At 63.1% G+C, this 11,673-nt stretch carries 11 protein-coding genes; 4 read left to right on the forward strand and 7 right to left on the reverse strand.

Features of this window, described 5'->3' with window-relative positions; translation table 11 throughout:
* The first annotated feature begins 501 nt into the window (after positions 1-501).
* The 3 genes from FBR05_02590 to FBR05_02600 are packed head-to-tail and all read left to right on the forward strand — an operon-like array spanning position 502 to position 4,101.
* On the forward strand, positions 502-1,377 hold the full coding sequence (locus tag FBR05_02590; protein MDL1871073.1) for a YicC family protein: 876 nt from the start codon (positions 502-504) through the stop codon (positions 1,375-1,377).
* Positions 1,378-1,387: 10 nt separating this feature from the next.
* Positions 1,388-1,948: a guanylate kinase gene (locus tag FBR05_02595; GenBank protein MDL1871074.1), complete on the forward strand. Its 561-nt coding sequence runs from the start codon at positions 1,388-1,390 to the stop codon at positions 1,946-1,948.
* Positions 1,945-4,101, forward strand: coding sequence for a bifunctional (p)ppGpp synthetase/guanosine-3',5'-bis(diphosphate) 3'-pyrophosphohydrolase (locus tag FBR05_02600; GenBank protein ID MDL1871075.1), 2,157 nt, complete (start codon positions 1,945-1,947; stop codon positions 4,099-4,101). The genes FBR05_02595 and FBR05_02600 overlap by 4 nt, the downstream gene beginning before the upstream one ends.
* A gap of 6 nt (positions 4,102-4,107) precedes the next feature.
* Here the strand turns inward: FBR05_02600 and rpmB are convergent, their stop codons facing one another.
* The 7 genes from rpmB to FBR05_02635 form a co-directional block, all read right to left on the reverse strand.
* Positions 4,108-4,299 carry a 50S ribosomal protein L28 gene (gene rpmB / locus FBR05_02605; GenBank protein ID MDL1871076.1) on the reverse strand — a complete coding sequence of 64 codons (192 nt, stop codon included), beginning with the start codon at positions 4,297-4,299 and terminating at the stop codon, positions 4,108-4,110.
* Between the two features lie 9 nt (positions 4,300-4,308).
* Positions 4,309-4,542 (reverse strand): hypothetical protein, encoded by a 234-nt coding sequence (locus FBR05_02610; protein ID MDL1871077.1) that lies wholly within the window; start codon positions 4,540-4,542, stop codon positions 4,309-4,311.
* Positions 4,543-4,638: 96 nt separating this feature from the next.
* Positions 4,639-5,505, reverse strand: a complete 867-nt coding sequence (locus tag FBR05_02615) for a 4-hydroxybenzoate octaprenyltransferase (GenBank protein MDL1871078.1) — start codon at positions 5,503-5,505, stop codon at positions 4,639-4,641.
* A gap of 52 nt (positions 5,506-5,557) precedes the next feature.
* Positions 5,558-6,373: a ubiquinone/menaquinone biosynthesis methyltransferase gene (locus tag FBR05_02620; GenBank protein MDL1871079.1), complete on the reverse strand. Its 816-nt coding sequence runs from the start codon at positions 6,371-6,373 to the stop codon at positions 5,558-5,560.
* Positions 6,285-8,450, reverse strand: coding sequence for a hypothetical protein (locus tag FBR05_02625; GenBank protein MDL1871080.1), 2,166 nt, complete (start codon positions 8,448-8,450; stop codon positions 6,285-6,287). The genes FBR05_02620 and FBR05_02625 overlap by 89 nt, the downstream gene beginning before the upstream one ends.
* A gap of 148 nt (positions 8,451-8,598) precedes the next feature.
* Positions 8,599-11,031, reverse strand: a complete 2,433-nt coding sequence (locus FBR05_02630) for a heavy metal translocating P-type ATPase (GenBank protein ID MDL1871081.1) — start codon at positions 11,029-11,031, stop codon at positions 8,599-8,601.
* Entirely contained in the window at positions 11,024-11,302 is a 279-nt protein-coding gene (locus tag FBR05_02635; GenBank protein MDL1871082.1) for a hypothetical protein, read from the reverse strand. The genes FBR05_02630 and FBR05_02635 overlap by 8 nt, the downstream gene beginning before the upstream one ends.
* Positions 11,303-11,317: 15 nt before the next feature.
* Here FBR05_02635 and FBR05_02640 point away from each other — a divergent pair.
* Positions 11,318-11,673: hypothetical protein (locus FBR05_02640; protein MDL1871083.1), on the forward strand; the 356-nt coding region annotated here is incomplete at its 3' end.

An 11,673-nucleotide genomic window follows, 5' to 3' on the forward strand; every position in this document is an offset into this window, starting at 1 on the left:
AGCATGGACTTCACGATGTCGCTCGACGACTTCACCAAGAAGCTCATCATGAACTACATCGCCAAGAAGTCCCCCCAGGACAAGAAGGGGATGCAGGAGGCCACCACCGACAGCATCGGGAGCTTCAAGCGTCTGCCCGACCTGGTGCTCGACGACCCGGCCATCTCGCGGCTTCATGCGATGATCTTCCACGACAGCAACGGCGCCGGGGTCCTCGACCTGGTCAGCAAGAACGGTACCTTCGTCAACGGCGAGGAGGTCGAGTCCAAGAGCCTCCAAAACGGCGATTTGGTCGAGGTCGGCGGCACCAAGATGGTATTTTCGTTCAAGTAGGGGCGAACCTTGTGTTCGCCCTCCCCGAGGGCCTTTCTTTCCAGGCCCAGCGACATTTAATCTATAACAGCTTCAAAAAGGGCGAACACAAGGTTCACCCCCACATTGTTTTTGTTCGCTTGCTCCGGATCCCGCCTAAAGGTTAAATAGGCGAAACCAGGAGCAAATATGATCAAGAGCATGACCGGCTACGGCATCGTGCAAGGCAAGGTCGGCGGCCGGCGCGTCGTCATCGAGACCAAGAGCGTCAATCACAAATTCTGCGAGGTCAACCTTCGCCTCTCCCAGCGCTTCTCCGTCCTGGAGGGCAAGATCGCGGAGGCCGCCAAGTCCTTCTTTTCCCGGGGCCGCATCGACATCCTGGTCAAAGAGGAGGCGATCCAGCCCGGCGAGGGCAACGCCCGGATCGACCTCGACCGACTCAAGGCCTACCACAAGAGCCTCAAAGCCGCGGCCCAGGCCCTCAAGCTTCCCGGAGACCTCCGGCTCGAGGCCCTGATCAACCTCCCGGATGTCCTCATCACCGAGGAGCCCCTCGATCTGGAGAGCCTGTGGCGCCAATTGGAGTCCCTGCTCAGGAAGTCCTTCGTGGCCCTCGAGAAGATGCGGCAAAAGGAAGGGCTCGCCATCGCGAAGTTCTTCCGCGACGAGTTGAAATTCCTGTCCGGAGAGGTGCAGGCCGTCGAGAAGATCGTCCCGGGCAACGTCGAACACCATCGCCAACAATTGAACGAGCGTGTTGCTCGGCTCGCCAGCGGCGTCGAGCTCGACCCGCAGCGCCTCGCGCAGGAGGTCGCGTATTTCGTCGACCGCACCGACATCTCCGAGGAGCTGCAGCGCCTGAAGCATCACATCGCCCATTTCGGCGAGATCCTGGACGAGCAGGGGCCCCTGGGGCGGAAGCTCGATTTTCTTTTGCAAGAGATGAACCGCGAGGCCAACACGCTCAGCGCGAAGGCCCAGAGCGCCGAGATCTCCCAGAAGGTCGTCAACTGCAAGCACTGCCTGGAGAAGCTCCGCGAGCAGGTGCAGAACGTCGAGTGAGGCCCCGGTCATGACGAAAAATCCCCGTCCCGCAAGGCTGTTCGTGGTCTCCGGCGCCTCCGGCACCGGGAAGACCACCCTGTGCCGCGACCTCGAGCGTGAGTTGGGGCTTTTCTTTTCGGTCAGCGCCACCACGCGTCCGCCGCGGCCCGGCGAGGCGGACGGCCGGGACTACCATTTCATTTCCCGGGAAGAATTCGATAAGATGGCCGAGGCCGGGCAATTTCTCGAATGGGCGGGCGTCCACGGCCAGTTCTACGGTACCCCGCGGGCGCCGGTCGAGGCCAGCCTGCGGGAAGGGCGGGACGTCCTGCTGGACCTGGACACCCAGGGGGCTCTGAACCTCAAGAAGATCGAGCCCAAGGCGGTGCTGATCTTCCTCATGCCCCCCTCGATCGAGGAGCTGCGCAAGCGACTGGAGAGCCGGGGCACGGACAGCCCCGAGACCATCGCCCGGCGCATCGCGCGGGCCGAGCACGAGATCGCCCAGAGCGTCCATTACGACCACGTGGTGGTCAACCGCGACCTCGCGGCGGCCAAGAAGGAGTTGAAGGCAATCTTATCCGCATGATCTCCCTGCAAGACATCCTGGCCTCGGTGCGTGGCTACAACCCCAAGGCCGACTTGAGCCTCATCGAGAAGGCTTATCGCTTTTCCGAAAAGGTCCACGAGGGGCAGAAGCGCGCCTCCGGCGAGCCTTACTTCATCCATCCCGTCGAGGTCGCCGCGATCCTGGCCGAGATGCAGCTCGACGCGGCCTCGATCGCCGCGGGGCTCTTGCACGACACCGTCGAGGACACGCTGATCCCGATCGACGAAATCAAGAAAGAGTTCGGCCCCGAGATCTCGCTCTTGGTCGACGGCGTGACCAAGCTGAGCAAGATCAAGTTCTCGACCACCGAGGAAAAGCAGGCCGAAAATTTCCGCAAGATGATGTTGGCGATGGCCGTCGACATCCGCGTCATCCTGATCAAGCTGGCCGACCGGCTGAACAACATGCGCACCCTTCATCACTTGAGCGTCGAGCGCCAGCTCAAGATCGCCAAGGAGACCGCCGAGATCTACGCGCCCCTGGCCAACCGCCTCGGTATCCAGTGGATGAAGGTCGAGTTGGAGGATCTCTCGCTCAAGTACCTGAAGCCCGAGATCTACAATACGATCTACCATCAGGTCGAGGTGGTGCGGAAGGAGCGCGAGGCTTACATGGCGCGCGTCCAGGAGCTGTTGGAGAAGAAGTTCTCCGAGTACGGCGTACAGGCCCACATTTACGGCCGGGTCAAGCACCTTTACAGTATCTACCGCAAGATGGAGAGCCAGAACATCGCCTTCGAGCAGGTGCACGACATCATGGCCTTCCGCATCATCGTTGACAACATCCGGCAGTGCTACGAGGTCCTGGGCGTGCTGCACGAGCTGTGGAAGCCGGTGCCGGGTCGCTTCAAGGACTACATTGCGATGCCCAAGGTCAACAACTACCGCTCGCTGCACACCACGGTCATCTGCCTCGAGGGGCAGCGCGTCGAGTTTCAGATCCGCACCCAGGAGATGCACGAGATCGCCGAGAAGGGCATCGCGGCGCACTGGACCTACAAGGAAGACGGCTCGATCAGCCAAAACGACCAGAAGAAGTTCCAATGGCTGCGCGAGCTCTTGGACCTGCAAAAAGACCTGCAAGACCCGGCGGAATTTCTCGACACCGTCAAGCTCGACCTTTTCGCCACCGACGTCTACGTCTTCACCCCGAAGGGACAGCTCAAGGAGCTCCCCTACGGCTCGACGCCGGTGGACTTCGCATTCAGCATCCACAGCGATGTCGGCAAGCAGTGCGTCGGCGCCAAGGTCAACGACAAGATCGTGCCGCTCGACTACGTACTGAAGAGCGGGGATACGGTGCAGGTCCTGACCAAGCCCGGCTCGAAGCCGAACCGCGACTGGCTCAAATTCGTCAAGACCTCCCGGGCCAAGGCCAAGATCCGCCAGGAGATCCGTGACGAGCAGCGTGACCGGGCGCTCAGCCTGGGCAACGAGCTGTTGACCAACGAGATCGAGCGCCACGGGATCCAGGCGGGAAAGTATTTGAAGGACGACAAGCTCCTCGAGGTGGCGCGGGAGTTCCACCTCAAGAACGCCGAGTCCCTGATCGCCCAGATCGGATACGGCAAGATCTCGCCGCACCACGTGGTCGTGAAATTGATTCCCGCCGAGCTGCTGATCAAGCCCGAGCCCAGCCCCGCCAAGACCGGCGTTTTGGGGGAGATCTTCCAAAAGGTGAAGAAGCGCTCGAAGAGCGCGATCACGGTGGGCGGCTTGAACGACGTCCTGGTCGCGATGGGCAAGTGCTGCAACCCGCTGCCGGGAGACAGCATCACCGGCTTCATCACGCGGGGAAGGGGCGTCACGGTGCACACCGTCGATTGTCCCAAGGTCCTCGCCACCGATCCCGACCGCCGGGTGGAGGTCAACTGGGACGACGCCAGCGACTTGAGCCATCAGGCCAAGATCCGCGCGGTCAGCGTGGACCGGCCCGGCATCCTAGCCTCGATGACCAAGACGATCAGCAACCTGGGGGTGAACATCTCGCAGGCCAACATCCGGACGAGCAGCGACCTGAAGGCGATCAACATCTTCGTCCTCGACATCAAAAATAGGCAGCAGTTGTTGGAGGTCGTGCGGGCCTTGGAGACCCTGGCGGGGGTTATCTCGGTGGAGCAGATTCGGTCGTAGTTCTATCTACGCCGCCTTCGTCACCTTGCCGGAGCGGATGCAACGCGTGCAAACGGTGATGTTCTGCACCTTGCCCTGGTAGAGCGCCCGGACCTTTTGCAGGTTGGGATGATTCTTGGTGTGCGACTTGTTGTTGGCATGGCTGACGATGTTTCCAGCCTGGGCGGTCTTTTTGCAAAGGATACACATGCGCGGCATAAGGACTCCTCAGTGCAGCATCCCCGAGACGTAGGGGAGCTCGGCTAACGATTCCATCGTGATCGACAGGTCGCGGCGCAGGCCTTCGACCTCCTCCTTCAACATCTGAACCTCGTGGCTCTGGCGCCGGTTGGTGACCAGGAGCTCGTCCATCTGCTTCAGGAGCGACTTCAGTAACACCTTGTTATCCTTGGTGTTTACCTTGGGGGCCTTGAAGGGCGCCCGTTTTGAAACTTTCTTCATAGGGACCTTGAACCTCAAAAATCGGGAGGCCGAGGCTCTATTGCAATCAGGGGCTTCCGTCAAGGTTATTCGACCCACGGGAGGCCCGCGGAGGCCCTAAAAGTACAGGTCCGCGGCCGTGAAGGCGAGGAAAAAGACGCTCAAGAGTCCGTTGGCGGTGAAGAAGGCCGCGTTGACCTTGGCCAGGTCGTCGCGGATCGTCGCGTGTTCCCAGAGCAGGAAGGCGCCGCTTAGGCCCAATCCCGCCCAGTAAAAGCCCCCCAAGGCCTCCAGGAGCCCGTAGAGGACCAGGAGGGCGAGGAAGGTCGCATGACAGAGGGAAGAGAGCTTGAGGCTGCCTTTCAGGCCGAGGCGGACCGGCAGAGAGCGCAGGCCTTGTTCCCGGTCGAATTCCAGGTCCTGCAGGGCATAGAGCAGGTCGAAGCCGGCCACCCAAAGCAGGACGGCCGCGCCCAGGACGAGGGAGGGGATGGGGATTCTGCCTGTGGCGGCGATGGCCGCGCCGATGGGGGCCATCCCCAGGCAGAAGCCCAGGATGAGCTGGGTGAAGTCGGTGAAGCGCTTGGCCAAGGAGTAGAGAAACAAGGCCGCGAGGCAGAAAGGAGAAAGCCAAAAGGCCAGGGGGTTGATCCGCCAGGCCGCGAGGAGGAAGCCGGCGCTGGAGATCAGGATTAAAGCAATCACATAAGATTTAGAAAGTAAGCCGGCGGGAATATGTCGGTTTTTAGTGCGCGGATTTAAGGCGTCGAAGCGGGCGTCCGCCAGCCGGTTGAAGGCCATGGCAGCGGTGCGGGCGAGGACCACGCAGAGCACGACCCAGAGCAGGAGTGTCCAGGAGAAGCGGCCGCGCGAGGCGACCAGGAAGGCGGCCAGGGCGAAGGGGAGGGCGAAGAGGCTGTGGGAGAACTTCACCAGCTCGAGGGTGTAGCGGAATTTTTGTAGGATGTTGGCGTTTGTGGTCATGCGACGTTCGTAGGGGCCGTTCCCTCCTTCGGAGGACAAGCGCGAACGGCCCCTACACGGCCTCCGCGACGATGCGATGCGCGATGCCCCCGGAGAGCGGCAACACCTCCGGCCTCTGAAATCCGTGTTCCAGCAAGAGCCGCCCGTACTCCTCTACGCTGAGGAAGTGCTGGATCGAGTTCTGCAAATACTCATAAGCCTTCCGGTTCCGCGAGACGGCCCCGCCGATCCGGGGGAGGACGTACTTTCCATAAGTCTGATAGAAGAGCTTCGAGAAGAATCGTTCCGGCCGGAAAAACTCCAACACGACCAGCTTCCCGCCGGGTTTGAGCACCCGGCGGATCTCCCGGGCCGCCTCGGCGCGATGCTCGAGGTTGCGGATCCCGAAGGCGCAGAGGACGGCGTCGAAGGAGCCCGCGCCGAAGGGCAGGCGGTGCCCGTCGGCGCAGATGCGATGGGCCTTGGCCTTGCCGCGGACCTTGTCGCGTCCCTCTTCGAGCATGGCGACGGCGAAGTCGGCCGCGAAGACCTCGCTTTGGGGAAATTTTTGCAAAACCTTCTGGGTCAGGTCGAGGGTGCCGGCGCAGAGGTCGAGGACCCGCGCGGGCGTCGCCTTGCCCAGCGCGGCGACGGCCTTGTCCCGCCAGCGCTTGTCGACCGAGAGGCTCAGGAAGTGATTGAGAAAGTCGTAGCTCGGCGCGATCGAGGTGAAGAGTTCTTGGACTTCCTTGGACATGGGGGGCTTATAGTCAGCCGCGTTCCGAAAGTAAATCGGGGATTCAGCCGGAGGTTTCCCGCCGGTCGGACCTTGCTTCCGCGGCCTCGGCTTCGCGTTCGGCCTCCGCTTCCCGAGCCGCGGGCGACTCATCGCCCGGATGTCGGTCTTTCTCCCGCGGCGGGGCCGCGATTCTGAGGCGCTCCGGGGTCTTCACGTGATTATCATAATCGGAGAGCTTCTCTCCGGCCCCTAAAAACTTCCCGTTCTGATCGAAGAAAACATATTTATTTGGATAGCGACCTCTCAAGGGATCATCGGAAAATACGTTGTGACTTATCAAGGCCTTGATTTTTCCGTTTGCATGAAAATGAACTTGCGAGGGACCTGCCGTATTGTAGGCGCCGACTTTTGTAGAACCGAAGGGGAGCTGCACGTAGGCCAAAGATCCGGTCTCGGTTAGGTAGATCTCGGCTTCGGGAGGAACGGTAGTGTCGTTAATCTTGCAATCCAAAGCGAAAATGGCGGCATGCCATTCGAGATTCTTGGCGGCGCGCATGCGCAGCAGTCTGCCCTCCGCGTCGACGACGGCGGTGATTCCCGAGGAAAATCGTTGGCCCTGGATGGTCTGGGGTTTCGTGAACAGAATTTCCCGTGGTTGGTCGTTTTCATGAAAAGCGGTCACCTGAAGCCGCTTCGGATTTAGTTCCGCCAGAAAATTAAAGGATCCTTGAGCCGTCGGGATTCGATAAATTGAGCCTGCCGGATTCCGGATCTCGGTGGGCGAGGAGGCGCCCGTCCGGCCTCGAGCCCGCCACCCGGCCCAAAAGCCCAAGGCCGCCGAGACGGCCGCCGTCGCCCCGAGCAAAAGCAGGTTGAGATCCCCCGAAACGAGGGGTTCCAGTGGGCCCGCCAGGGCCGTGTTGGGAGCGAGCAGCGTTTCCAAACCCAAGCCGAGGGCCGCGAGAAAGGGGATTGCGCCCAAGCCGAGGGATTGGCGGGTTCCCGTCAATTGCATCGTTAGGTGTTTGCTCAGATCTCCAAAGGCCTTGCGGCAGGCCTTGGGCTTGGCGTCCTTGGAAGTCAGGTCGATCCGCAGGTCGCGAATGATCCGGCTGGGATCGCCGCCGGAAGGCTCTGCTCTGCGGCCGCTGCCGAGGCTCATGGCCAGCAGCATCCCTCCCGGTGCCGGCTGGGCGGTCGCCACCAAGGGCCTCAGGCCCGGCGCCAGCTCCGTCCAGCGCGAGGCCAATTCCGACCTGCCGCGGACCTCCGCCTGGAAGGCGGCAAAGTGCTGTCCCAAGACCTTATGGCCCAGATGGCCGCCGACCGAGAGGCTGAGCATTGCGGCCAAGGTGTCGGTGATCGTGGTCGCCCCATCGACCTGAGGCCGCCAGCCCAGGGCCTCTTCGGTCTTGTGCGCCGCGAGCAGCCCCGTGAACATCGCGCCTTGCGAGAGGGCGAATTGGGAGGCGCGGGTGCCGGAGGCTAGGCGCCTTGCGAAGCCGTTCTCCCCGATGCCGTGGAGGCCGCGGAAAGCCTGGTTGCCGGCAAAGGCGAAGGACTTGAGAAATCCCAGGGTGAGGGCCGCGCTGCCTAATTCTTGCTTTAAAGACGGACCCTCGGCTGTGCCTCCGGCCTGGCGCAGGGCGCGGGCGGAGAGGGCGAAGGTCGGGACCTCGGCGGCGAAGGCGAGGGAAGAGGCCGTCAGGCGCGCCGCGAGGCCTTGGGCGTACCAAGCGCCGCGCGTCGTCGCAGCCAGGCGGCCGAGCGCGGCGGCCCGGACCGCGCCGTAAACGAAGGAGCCGGCCATCATGGGGAGGATGACCTTGGAATCGGTGGCGTCGCGGGTGAAGCGGCCGAGCAGGAATTCGGCGCGACCGCCGATGGCGCCTTTGCCTTGGATCGCGTCGAGTCGGTTTTGCGCGAAAGTTTGTAGGGGTCCTTCGCGAACGGCCCCTACGGCGGTGGCCAAAACGGCAGCGGCCGCGTCCAATTTCTCAGCGGCTTCCAATCTCCCCGCGAACCCAAGCAGGTCCCGCCAAAAAATCTCTTCGTGGTTTTCTTCGCCCAAGGCCCGTAATTCCGCGACCTGTGCCTCGTTCAAGTGCTTGGCAAGCCGAGCTTCTCCCTCCAGCAAGGCCGAAACCGCCGCACGAGGGGAAAGTTCCTCGGAGCGGTTCGCGAGAGAAGGCGCGGGCAAGGCATGGGCGGCGTCCAATCGTTCCACCGAAGGACCTCAACGGCCCGTCGCCACGATCGGACCGTGCAAAGCGAAAATGTTCGGGAAGGAAGAGGGAAAAGGAAAGGCCCGCGTCCGCACCCGCCGAGCCTTCGGGGCCTTATCGGCCCGGGCTCAGCCGAGTTGCTAAGGGCGTTTAGAGCTTCAGGTTCCGCAATCGCAAGGCGTTCCCGATCACCGAGACCGAGCTCAGGCTCATCGCCGCGGCGGCGATCATGGGGCTGAGCAACAGACCGAAGAAGGGGTAGAGGACTCCCGCGGCGATGGGCACGCCGAGGGTGTTGTAGAGGAAGGCGAAGAAGAGGTTTTCCCGAATGTTCCGCATGACCGCGCGGCTCAGGATGCGCGCCTTGGCGATGCCGCGGAGGTCGCCCTTGACCAGGGTGACCCCGGCGCTTTGCATGGCGACGTCGGTGCCGGTTCCCATGGCGATGCCGACCTGGGCCTGGGCTAAGGCCGGGGCGTCGTTGATGCCGTCGCCGGCCATCGCGACGACGCGCCCCTCGGCCTGAAGTCGTTTGATGACATCGTTTTTCTTGTGGGGCGGGACGCCGCCCATCACCTCGCTTAAGCCCAGCCTCTCGCCGACGGTCTTGGCCGTGGTGGGCGAGTCTCCGCTCAGCATCACGATGCGAATGCCTTCCTTCTTCAATTGGGCGATGGCCTCCGGCGTGCTCGCCTTGATGGGGTCGCTGACGCCCAGGAGGGCCGCGAAGTGTCCGTCGACGGCCAGGTAGAGCGCGGTCTGCCCCTGGCGACGCAGTTCCTCGGCGCGGGTCTTAAGCGGGTCGAGCTCGACGCCGTCCTCCAACAGGAGCTTGGAGTTGCCCAGGAGGATCTCCTTCCCGCCGACCTTGCCGCTGACGCCCTTGCCGGTGGCGGATTGGAATTCCTCGGGCTTGCTTAAAGACAGGCCGCGCGCCTTGGCGGCGCGGACTACGGCGGCCGCGAGCGGGTGCTCGCTGGCCTGCTCGAGGCTGGCCGCGGCGGCGAGGACCTCGTTTTCCGAAAAGCCGCGCTCGGTGAGGATGGCGGTGAGCTCGGGCTTGCCCTCGGTGAGGGTGCCGGTCTTGTCGACCACGAGGGTGTCGACCTTCTCGAGGGTTTCGAGGGCCTCGGCGTTCTTGATGAGGACCCCGGCCGTGGCGCCCTTGCCGGTGCCGACCATGATCGACATCGGCGTGGCGAGGCCGAGGGCGCAGGGGCAGGCGATGATGAGGACCGCGACGGCGTTGATCAGACCGTGGGCGAGACGGGGTTCGGGCCCGACCCAGGCCCAGACGGCGAAGGTCAAGACGGCGACCAAGACGACGGCGGGGACGAAGAGGCCGCTGACCTTGTCGGCCAACTTTTGAATGGGGGCGCGGCTGCGTTGGGCCTCGCCGACCATGTGGACGATCTGGGCGAGGAGGGTCTCGCTGCCCACCCGTTCGGCGCGCATCAGGAAGCCGCCGGTGCCGTTGACCGTCGCCCCGGTCACCTTGTCGCCCGGCTGCTTGGCGACGGGGATGGGCTCGCCGGTGATCATCGACTCGTCGACGTTGCTGGTCCCTTCGAGGACCACGCCGTCGGTGGGGATCTTCTCGCCGGGGCGCACGCGCAGCGTGTCGCCGGGCAGGACTTGGGCGAGGGGGATCTCCGTCTCCCGGCCGCTCAAGTCGACGCGGATCGCGGTCTTGGGCGCCAGGCCCAACAGGGCCTTGAGCGCGCTGCTGGTCTGGCCGCGGGCGCGCAGCTCGAGGACTTGGCCGAGCAACACCAAAGTCACAATCACGGCCGCCGCCTCGAAATACACGGGTACCTCCCCGTGGTGGCCTTGGAAGGAGGCGGGAAAGATTTGGGGGAAGAAGGTCGCGATCAGGCTGTAGAGGTAGGCGACGCCGGTGCCCAGCGCGATGAGTGTGAACATGTTGAGGCTGCGGTTGACGACCGAGCGCCAGCCCCGCTCGAAGAAGGGCCAGCCGCCCCAGAGGACCACGGGGGTCGCCAAGCCCAATTGGACGAGGTTCCACCAGGGCGGGGGCAGGAGCCTGCGCAGGAAGCCCAAGGCAGGGATCATCTCGCCCATGGCCAGGACCAGGAGCGGCAGGGAGAGGACGACGCCGACCCAGAAGCGGCGGCTCATGTCGCGCAGCTCCGGGTTTTCCTCTTCGGTAAGCTCGATGGTCCGGGGCTCGAGGGCCATGCCGCAGATCGGACAGTTGCCCGCCGCGTCCCGGATTATCTCCGGGTGCATGGGGCAGGTGTACTCGATCTTGGTAGGTGCGATGTGGGGCTGCGCCGGTTGCAGGGCCATCCCACACTTGGGACAAGTCCCCGGGCCTTCCTGCTCCACCTCGGGGTCCATCGGGCAAAAATACAGGCCGGCGGCGCCCGAGGCCTGGGCCGGACCGTGCGCGGCGCCCATGCCGCCGGTCTTTAAATACTTCTCGGGATCTTTACGAAAGGATTCTTGGCAGTGCTTGGAGCAGAAGAAATAGCTCTGCCCGCGAAATGCCTCGCGGCCGGCGGGCGCTTCCGGATCGACGTCCATCCCGCAGACGGGGTCTTTGGCGAGTGCTTTAGTCATTCAGGGTCTTCAGCCCGGCATTGGCCCAGTCGAGGATCTTCTTTGACTCCTCGGCGCTGAGGCCGGAGTGCCAGTGCATAATCTTATAAATGAAGGGCGGCATGGAGTTCTCTTGGACGACCTCGATCACTTCCTCCAGGCCATCTTGCGGAACGTCGGTCGGTTTGCCCACGAAGGGAAAGTCGAAGCTCATGTCGAGATGTCCTTGGGCGTGCCGAATGTCGTAGCGCACCAGCCAGGAGGAGGGCGGGACCTTGGCGTAAAGCGGCATCCGTCGGACGACGCCATGGCACATCAGGCACTTGGCCGCGAAGATGGGCTTGATGTCGCCATTAGAGTCATGGAGCCGGTTTCTCTAGTGGCCACCCCGGCCGACAAGCCGGATGCAGCGATGACTTCCCGGATCGGCTCGATGCTCTCCTGGAACCGATTGAATATTCCTGCACCTGATTTTGGAATCCGGAAAGGAATCCAGATTTCCTTCAAAGGCTCCTCCTCCCGCGGCTCTGTTTATGGCCTGCTGGAACCAGCCACAGCAACTTTCTGTCCTGAACCGGAAGGCCCATCAAAATCTTCCTGCTTTGCCGACCAGAGAGGAGATTCATGGGGGTGGAGAACCGATGGACTTTCGGGTGCCTCCAG

This window comes from Deltaproteobacteria bacterium PRO3, assembly GCA_030263375.1.
In the GTDB taxonomy this organism is placed as follows: domain Bacteria; phylum UBA10199; class UBA10199; order DSSB01; family DSSB01; genus DSSB01.

Bases quoted from the DNA above. Each gene is read 5' to 3' on its own strand.
- FBR05_02590 (MDL1871073.1), top strand. From the start codon at position 502: ATGATCAAGAGCATGACCGGCTACGGCATCGTGCAAGGCAAGGTCGGC.
- FBR05_02595 (MDL1871074.1), top strand. From the start codon at position 1,388: ATGACGAAAAATCCCCGTCCCGCAAGGCTGTTCGTGGTCTCCGGCGCC.
- FBR05_02600 (MDL1871075.1), top strand. From the start codon at position 1,945: ATGATCTCCCTGCAAGACATCCTGGCCTCGGTGCGTGGCTACAACCCC.
- rpmB (MDL1871076.1), bottom strand. From the start codon at position 4,299: ATGCCGCGCATGTGTATCCTTTGCAAAAAGACCGCCCAGGCTGGAAAC.
- FBR05_02610 (MDL1871077.1), bottom strand. From the start codon at position 4,542: ATGAAGAAAGTTTCAAAACGGGCGCCCTTCAAGGCCCCCAAGGTAAAC.
- FBR05_02615 (MDL1871078.1), bottom strand. From the start codon at position 5,505: ATGACCACAAACGCCAACATCCTACAAAAATTCCGCTACACCCTCGAG.
- FBR05_02620 (MDL1871079.1), bottom strand. From the start codon at position 6,373: ATGAGTCGCCCGCGGCTCGGGAAGCGGAGGCCGAACGCGAAGCCGAGG.
- FBR05_02630 (MDL1871081.1), bottom strand. From the start codon at position 11,031: ATGACTAAAGCACTCGCCAAAGACCCCGTCTGCGGGATGGACGTCGAT.
- FBR05_02635 (MDL1871082.1), bottom strand. From the start codon at position 11,302: ATGCCGCTTTACGCCAAGGTCCCGCCCTCCTCCTGGCTGGTGCGCTAC.